9 protein-coding genes are annotated in these 6,000 nt (G+C 66.4%); 2 read left to right on the top strand and 7 right to left on the bottom strand.

Features of this window, described 5'->3' with window-relative positions; translation table 11 throughout:
- The first annotated feature begins 151 nt into the window (after positions 1–151).
- Both E4L98_RS21440 and E4L98_RS21435 read left to right on the top strand, forming a co-directional pair.
- A complete protein-coding gene (locus tag E4L98_RS21440) occupies positions 152–505 on the top strand; it encodes a MerR family transcriptional regulator (protein ID WP_135203575.1) in 354 nt (117 codons plus the stop codon).
- A 25-nt stretch (positions 506–530) separates the two neighbouring features.
- Positions 531–1,283: an SDR family NAD(P)-dependent oxidoreductase gene (locus E4L98_RS21435; RefSeq protein ID WP_135203574.1), complete on the top strand. Its 753-nt coding sequence runs from the start codon at positions 531–533 to the stop codon at positions 1,281–1,283.
- Positions 1,284–1,353: 70 nt separating this feature from the next.
- Here E4L98_RS21435 and E4L98_RS21430 read toward each other — a convergent pair whose 3' ends face one another.
- From E4L98_RS21430 to E4L98_RS21400, 7 genes are all read right to left on the bottom strand, one after another.
- Positions 1,354–1,893: a gamma carbonic anhydrase family protein gene (locus tag E4L98_RS21430; protein WP_135203573.1), complete on the bottom strand. Its 540-nt coding sequence runs from the start codon at positions 1,891–1,893 to the stop codon at positions 1,354–1,356.
- A gap of 51 nt (positions 1,894–1,944) precedes the next feature.
- On the bottom strand, positions 1,945–2,577 hold the full coding sequence (locus E4L98_RS21425; RefSeq protein WP_135203572.1) for a glutathione S-transferase: 633 nt from the start codon (positions 2,575–2,577) through the stop codon (positions 1,945–1,947).
- The gene (locus E4L98_RS21420; protein WP_135203571.1) at positions 2,574–3,284 is read right to left on the bottom strand and encodes an aspartate/glutamate racemase family protein; all 711 of its coding nucleotides are present in this window, start codon (positions 3,282–3,284) and stop codon (positions 2,574–2,576) included. The genes E4L98_RS21425 and E4L98_RS21420 overlap by 4 nt, the downstream gene beginning before the upstream one ends.
- 32 nt (positions 3,285–3,316) lie before the next feature.
- Positions 3,317–3,637 (bottom strand): DUF4124 domain-containing protein, encoded by a 321-nt coding sequence (locus E4L98_RS21415; RefSeq protein ID WP_135203570.1) that lies wholly within the window; start codon positions 3,635–3,637, stop codon positions 3,317–3,319.
- A 69-nt stretch (positions 3,638–3,706) separates the two neighbouring features.
- Positions 3,707–4,672 (bottom strand): L,D-transpeptidase family protein, encoded by a 966-nt coding sequence (locus E4L98_RS21410; protein ID WP_135203569.1) that lies wholly within the window; start codon positions 4,670–4,672, stop codon positions 3,707–3,709.
- Positions 4,673–4,703: 31 nt separating this feature from the next.
- A complete protein-coding gene (locus E4L98_RS21405; protein ID WP_135203568.1) occupies positions 4,704–5,114 on the bottom strand; it encodes a VOC family protein in 411 nt (136 codons plus the stop codon).
- Between the two features lie 36 nt (positions 5,115–5,150).
- Positions 5,151–5,942: a transporter substrate-binding domain-containing protein gene (locus E4L98_RS21400; RefSeq protein WP_229257498.1), complete on the bottom strand. Its 792-nt coding sequence runs from the start codon at positions 5,940–5,942 to the stop codon at positions 5,151–5,153.
- Positions 5,943–6,000 lie beyond the last annotated feature (58 nt).

The following is a 6,000-nucleotide window of genomic DNA, read 5'->3' as shown; positions in this document are numbered from 1 at the left end:
CACGGGCTCTGCTGTAGGCGTCGCCTACAGCAGAGCCCGTGTGCGATTGGCAGAACTGACCCCGGATTGTCACAACCGCGCCCCTTGCCGCGTCTAGGTCTTGACTCTGCCATTAGCGGCAGGCTGGCAGACTACGTTCAAGGAGTAAGCAATGCGCATCGGAGCCCTCGCCAGGGCGGCCGCGGTCAGCGTCCGCACCTTGCGCCACTATGAATCCCAGGGGTTGATTGCCGCCCAACGCGGCGCAAACGGCTACCGCGAATTCAGTACCGCCACCATCGAGCAGGTGCGCTGGATACGCGAGCTGCTCGATTGCGGCTTCAGCACACGCCAGATCGCCGGCATGATGCATTGCCTGCAACGGGACAGCTGGGATGCCGCCGCCTGCGAAGCCGGTTATGCCCTGCATCAGCGCAAGCTCGCCGAGCTGGATCAGATGATCAGCGTGCTGCAGGAACGCCGCGTCCGTCTGGCCGAGCGCCTGGCGCATTTTTACTCTGCATGATCCATCTGAACCGAAAGGCACTACTATGCAGAGCTTCAAAGACCAAGTCATCCTGATCACCGGCGGCGCGGCCGGCATCGGCCAGGCCGCCGCCCTCCGCTTCGCCGAAGCCGGCGCGCGCGTGGTCGTCACCGGCCGCCGCGAACCGCCCCTGCGCGATTTGGCGGCGCATCAGCCGCTGATCGATTACGTGATCGCCGACGCCGCCGATGCCGACGACGCGCGCGCCACCATCGCCACCGTCATCGAACGCTGGGGCCGGCTCGACCTGCTGGTGAACAATGCCGGTGCCGGCGCGCTGCTGCCATTGGCCGATGCCGGCGCCGAGCAGGTGCGCAACATCTTTGCGGTCAACGTGATCGGCCCGTCGTTGCTGGCGACCGCCGCCCTGCCGCATCTGCGCGCCAGCCGCGGCGCCATCATCAACATCTCGTCGACGTTCGGCCACAAGGCCGGCGCCGGCCTGTCCCACTATGCGGCCAGCAAGGCCGCACTGGAACACCTGACACGCTGCTGGGCGCTGGAACTGGCGCCGGCCGGCGTGCGCGTCAACGCCGTCGCCGCCGGCCCGACCGAAACCGCGTTCCTGGCCGAACGCATGCAGCTGACGCCGGAGCAGATCGCCGCCGTCAAGCAGCAGGAGCGCGAACGCATTCCGCTCGGCCGGCGCGGCGAGCCGGACGATGTGGCCCAGGCCATCGTGTGGCTGGCCTCGTCCGGTGCGCACTGGATCACCGGCCAGATCCTCACCGCTGACGGCGGCCTCAACATCGCCTGAACATCCGCCCCGGACAAGCTCGGCGCGCCAGTCGCTGTCATTGGCATCAACAGTGCGGCCGATAACTCCGCTACACGCCCTCGCCGGCCAGGTAGTTGTTCTTGACGCGCACGTAGTGCTCGGCCGAATACTTGAGGTAGGCGATCTCTTCCGGCGTCAGCTCGCGGATGCGGCGCACCGGGCTGCCGACGTACAGGTAGCCGCTTTGCAGTACCTTGCCTGGCGGGACCAAGCTGCCGGCGCCGACCATGACCCGGTCCTGCACCACCACGTCGTCCATGATGGTGCTGCCCATGCCGATCAGGCACTCGTTGCCGATGGTGCAGCCGTGCAGCATGGCCTGGTGGCCGATGGTCACATAATTGCCGATGATCAGCGGCGAGCCGTCCGGCTTGGCCGCGTTGCGGTGCGAGACGTGGCCCATGGCGAAGTCCTGCACGTTGGTGCAGTCGCCGATGACGATGCGGTTGACGTCGCCGCGCAGCACGGTGTTGCACCAGATCGAGCAATCCTTGCCGATGGTGACATCGCCGATCACGGTGGCGGTGGCGTGCAGGTACAGGCCCTCGCCCATCACGGGAAAGGTATTCAGGTAGGCAGAAACGGGCATTAAGTATCCTTGGTTACGCCGGCCAGCGGATCTGGCGCGCGAGATGCGTCATTATATGGCGCGATACGTGCTGTCGCCGTGCGGCGCGGCGGCGAAGGCCGGCAAGGTCTCGGCCTGGCGCGAGAATCCGCTCAGCAGCGGATAGCTGGCAACGGAGAAGGCGTCGGGCACCATCTGTTCGATGAAGTGCCAGCCGACGGCCGCCATCAGCGCGCCCGGGTCCATGCGCGGTGCCAGCGCGGGCGGATCGGCGCGCAACTCCGCTTCCAGCGCGTCGAGCGCGGCCAGCAATTGCAGCTTGACGCGCTCCATCCATGGCTCGTGCAGCTTTTCGGCCGGCCGCACCATGTGCTCGTAGACGATCTGCACCGCCTTGTCGGTCGCCGCCAGCGCCAAACCTTGTACGTGGAGCGAGCGCAGCAACGCGGCGGGTGCGGCCGGCGTCAGACGACGCGCCGGCGCCGCCAGCGCCTCGGCATACTGCAGGATCAGGGTGGAATCCATCAGCACCGTGCCATCGTCCGCCACCAGCGTCGGCGCCTTGACCACCGGATTAATCTGGCGGAACTGGTCGAAGGTGCGGAACACCGACAGCGACTGGTGCTCGAACGGCAGCTCCAGCAGTTGCAGCGACACCGCAACGCGGCGCACATAAGGGGAATCCAGCATGCCTATCAGTTTCATGTCTGCTCCTGGTTCGGGTTCAGCGCCCACAAGGCCGCGGCGCGGGCGTGGATGCCGGTGGTGTCGAACAGCGGCACGGCGGCGTCCTGCTGGCCGACCAGCAGCGAGATTTCCGTGCAGCCCAAAATGATGGCCTGCGCGCCCTGTTCCACCAGCCCGGCGATGATGCGGCGGTAGTCGTCGCGCGAGGCGTCGACGATGCGGCCCAGGCACAGTTCATCGTAAATGATGCGGTGGACGATATCGCGCTCGGCCGCCTCCGGCACCAGCACCTGCAAGCCGTGCCGTTCGCGCAGGCGCTCCTTGTAGAACGCCTGCTCCATGGTGAAACGGGTGCCGAGCAGGCCGACCTTGCCGATGCCGGCGCGCTTGATTTCCTGCGCGGTCGGATCGGCGATGTGGAACAGCGGGATATCGACCGCCGCTTCGATCGCCGGCGCCACCTTGTGCATGGTATTCGTGCACAGCACGATGAAGTCGGCGCCGGCCGCCCGCAACGCACGCGCCGCATCGGCCATCATGGCGCCGGCCGCGTCCCAGTCGCCGGCATGCTGCAAACGCTCGACCTCGTGAAAATCGACGCTGTACAACACCAGCCGCGCCGAATGCAGTCCGCCCAGCCGCTGCTTGATGGTTTCGTTGATCTGACGGTAATAAGGCACCGTCGATTCCCAGCTCATGCCGCCTATCAGTCCAATGGTTTTCAAGCCCGCTCCTTTTCGCTGCCCCGGCAGCCATTTTAGGGGCAAACGGCGCTCGATGGCACGCAGGTGGACGCGTGCAGATCACCAGGCGGCGGCGCGCGGCGCGGACGATAGGCCGGCGCCAGCTGCCGGTACTGCTGCTTGCGGCGGAATTCCGCGTCGCGCTGCTGCCAGCTGACGCCGGCCGGCAGCAGCGGCGCCGGCGCGCCGTTCGGCTTGAGCTCGGAGACCGGCGCGGCGCCGGCCTCGAATTTATTGTCGGTGTAATGCACCACGCCCTTGGCGTCCACCCATTTGTAGACCTGGGCCTGGCACAGCAGGGGGAGCAGCAAGAGGACGGCTGACAGTTTCGGCATGGTCGGGGCCCGTGTAAGCGACCCGCCGATTGTATAAAAATTTCTCCTCGGAAAACTATTGAATTGTCACTAAGATTGCATCAGCACCGTGGCGCCGCGCGCGACGGCGCGCACCACTTGCATCACATCCCAGTTCGTCAGGCGCACGCAGCCGTGTGACTGCGTCTTGCCGATCTTGCCCGGCTCGGGGGTGCCGTGGATGCCGTAGTGGTCGATGCTGAGGTCGATCCAGGCCAGGCCCACCGGATTGTTCGGCCCGGCCGCGATACGGGCCTTGGTGTCGCCGGCCTTGGCGTCCCAGAACAGCCTGGGGTTGTAGCGGTACTCGGGATTGGTGGCGACGGCGCGCACCTGCCAGCGGCCTTCCGGCAACGGATCGTGCCTGCTGCCGGTACTGGCCGGGAACTGCGCGAACGGCATGCCGCCCGCATCGAGCAGGGTCAGCGTGCCCTCTTTCGCATCGACCAGAATCGCATGGGCTTTCGGCAGCGGCTTGATGCTGGCCACGTTGGGCACCAGCAGCTGCTCGCCCGCGCGCTTCAGCGTTTTGCCGGGGTTCAGCCGGCGCAGCAGTTCGGGGCTGCAGTGGAAGCGCTCGCCCAGCGCCTCGGCCAGGCTGGCGTAGCCGAGCGCGCCCAGCTTCGCTTTGCCGGCCATGTCGGCCGGGACTTGGGCATAGGGGCCGGCCACATCCTTGTCGGTGATGGTGTAGACGTTCAGCACCGGCGCATCGTCGCGCTCCAGTGCCTGCCAGGTGGCCGCATCGACCACGCCGGTGACGGGCAGCTGTTGCAGTTTCTGGAAGCCGCGGATCGCCTGGCGCAGATTGCCGCCGTAAGCCCCGTCCATCTCGCCGGGGGAAAAGTGGGCGCGGTCCAGCAGCACTTGCGCGCGCAGGACGTTGGGACCGCTGGCATGGGCCTGCACCGGCCTGGCGCGCTGCGCCGCATTCAGGGTATCGGCTGCCGATAACGCCGGCTCGGCGGCATACGCGCCGGCCGACGCCAGCGTCACTGCAAGGAATAAAGCTCTCAAACCAGACTCGGATAAAACCAGGGAGCTTATTCTAGCTTACCGGCTCGGCGGTGGCGGTTCCGTTCAGTTGCTGGCCGACTTCCCAGCTGTGACCGGCCGGATCGACGAAATTGATGGTGCGCAGCCCCCAGGGCCGGTCCAGCGGGCCGTGAAACGCCACGCCGCGCTGGCGCAGGTGCGCGCAGACCGCGTCGACATCGGCCACCCAGATGCTGAGCTGGAAACGCGAACCGGCATCGCGCGGCGCCACCGCGCCGGGAGCGACGATGTCCGCCGCGTTGGCCACCTTGAGCAGGTTGACCAGCAGGTGCTCGAACTGCACCACCGCGCAATTGTCATCCTCGTACACGACCGGCACGCCGAACACCGCGCAATAAAACGCCCGGGACGCGGGCAAGTCTTCGACAAACAGGCTGATCGCGCTGATGTGTTTGAGCGTCATGGTCACTCCCGGACATAGGTCAGGGAATTGTACACATCAATCAGTCTTGCGGTATTTCTGCATGACGTAGCCGAGGCGGCCACGGTTGTGGTCCAGCCAGGTCCACAGCGCCTCGCTTTCGCGCGGATGCGCGTGATAGAAACCGTCGTTGAACGCCAGCCAGACGCGGATGTTCAGCAGCGCCTGCGGCAGCTGCACCACCTCGCCCTTGTACCTGGCCAGCGTTTCCTTCAGGTGGGCCGGCGCCACCGCCGCCACCACCACGCCATCGACGCGGCCCAGCTTGAGCTTTTCGATGTTGCGGTCGAGGTCGCGGCCACCGTCGTCCAGGGTCAGGCCCATCTCGCGCAGGCGCGGCGCGTAGCTGTTGCCTTGCGGGATACCCAGCATCTTGCCCTTGAAATACTGCATGGGATTGGTGCTGGCCGGCAGCTTGTCCTTGGTGCGCACCAGCACCAGCACCTGATTGTGCAGCGCGCGCTCGAGGTCGATGTTGCCGACCTTGTCACGCGGCAGCGCGATCTCGGCCGGGTAATAGCTCATCTCGCCCAGCGGCGCCAGGTCGATGTCGCCGTTGGCCAGCGCCAGCTTGAGGCGCGCCGCCGGCAGCCGCACCCACACCGGGGTGCAGCCGAAACCGGCGCCGATCACCGCATCGCGGATCAGGTCCACCGCCGCACCGGGCGGATCGGGCACCTTGTCGCCGTCGCCCAGCCAGTACGGCGGCCGGTTCTGGTCCATATAGCCCACGCGCAGCGGAATGCAGCCGCCGGCGCGGGCCGGCAAACAGATCGACAACAGCAACATGGACACAAAAAATAAACGCATGCCGCCGATTATAAGCCTTACCCAGCCCACTTCCGCCCATCGCCCATTGCAATGAGGC

The organism is Duganella callida, from assembly GCF_004614165.1.
In the GTDB taxonomy this organism is placed as follows: Bacteria; Pseudomonadota; Gammaproteobacteria; order Burkholderiales; family Burkholderiaceae_D; genus Rugamonas; species Rugamonas callida.
This window is presented reverse-complemented; position numbering and strand designations above follow the sequence as displayed.